This is a genomic window from Novosphingobium sp. PhB57, from assembly GCF_004342985.1.
In the GTDB taxonomy this organism is placed as follows: Bacteria; Pseudomonadota; Alphaproteobacteria; order Sphingomonadales; family Sphingomonadaceae; genus Novosphingobium.
Genome location: NZ_SMBO01000043.1, coordinates 1 through 1,153 on the forward strand (window position 1 = coordinate 1; position 1,153 = coordinate 1,153).

At 60.8% G+C, this 1,153-nt stretch carries 1 protein-coding gene; it reads right to left on the reverse strand.

Annotation, left to right across the window (positions count from 1 at the left end):
• Positions 1 to 1,080: an IS630 family transposase gene (locus tag EDF58_RS25740; RefSeq protein WP_132270638.1), complete on the reverse strand. Its 1,080-nt coding sequence runs from the start codon at positions 1,078 to 1,080 to the stop codon at positions 1 to 3.
• Positions 1,081 to 1,153 lie beyond the last annotated feature (73 nt).

Below are 1,153 nucleotides of genomic sequence, written 5' to 3' on the forward strand. Positions count from 1 at the left end.
CTAGTGGATTGATTCCAACACTTGGTGCCCGCGCCGTACAGCGGCTATAATTTCGTCCGGATCGGCCTTCCAGATGAAAGGTCGGGGGTCCTCGTTATGCTCCTTGATAAAGCGGTTGATGGCTGCCTGCAGATCTACGACCGAATGAAAGACGCCGTTTTTCAGCCGCCGCCGTGTGAGCTTGGCAAAAAAGCCCTCGACGGCATTGAGCCATGAGCACGACGTCGGGATGAAGTGGAAGGTCCAACGCGGATGCCTGGCCAACCAGGCGCGGACCTTGGGCTGCTTGTGGGTCGCATAATTGTCGAGGATGACGTGGATGGCCTTGTCAGCGGGCATCTGGGCTTCGATCGTGTTCAGGAACCGGATGAACTCCTGATGCCGGTGCCGTTGCATGTTGCGGCCGATCACGGAACCATCCAGGACATTGAGCGCGGCGAACAGGGTCGTGGTCCCGTTGCGCTTGTAGTCATGCGTCATGGTCGCGCCGCGACCGCGCTTCAGCGGCAAGCCCGGTTGGGTCCGGTCGAGCGCCTGGATCTGGCTCTTTTCGTCGACTGACAGCACGATCGCGTGCGCAGGCGGTGAGACGTAAAGCCCGACGACATCGTGAAGCTTCTCGGCAAAAGCCTTGTCGTTGGACAGCTTGAAGCTGCGCCAACGATGGGGCGCCAGACCGTGGTCGTGCCAGATTTTCACGACCGATGACGCCGCGATACCAACGGCTTTAGCCATCGCGCGCACCGTCCAATGGGTAGCCTCGTGGCTGGGCGTCTCCAGGGTCAGCTTCACGACCTTGTCAACCAAAGCACCCTGGAGAGGCGCAATCCCCGGTGGGCGGGTCTTGTCGCGCAGTAACCCATCCACGCCTTCGGCCATGAACCTTTCCTGCCAGCGCCATACGCACGTCTTGGATTTGCCCGTCGCCAACATGATCGCCTGGGTGCCCAGGCCCCGAGCCGTCAGGAGAATGATCCGCGCCCGCCAAACATGCTTCTGCGGCGAACCCCGCGCCGCAACAATCGCCTCAAGCCGCTTCGTGTCCGGTGCAGTGACCTCGATCTCGATACCCGTTCGCATGCCGCATCGTCGCACGGCACCGAAAGAATGGGAATCCCTCAAGCGGACTCATTCGTTCCGATCAATCCACTAG

Bases quoted from the DNA above. Each gene is read 5' to 3' on its own strand.
- EDF58_RS25740 (WP_132270638.1), bottom strand. From the start codon at position 1,080: ATGCGAACGGGTATCGAGATCGAGGTCACTGCACCGGACACGAAGCGG.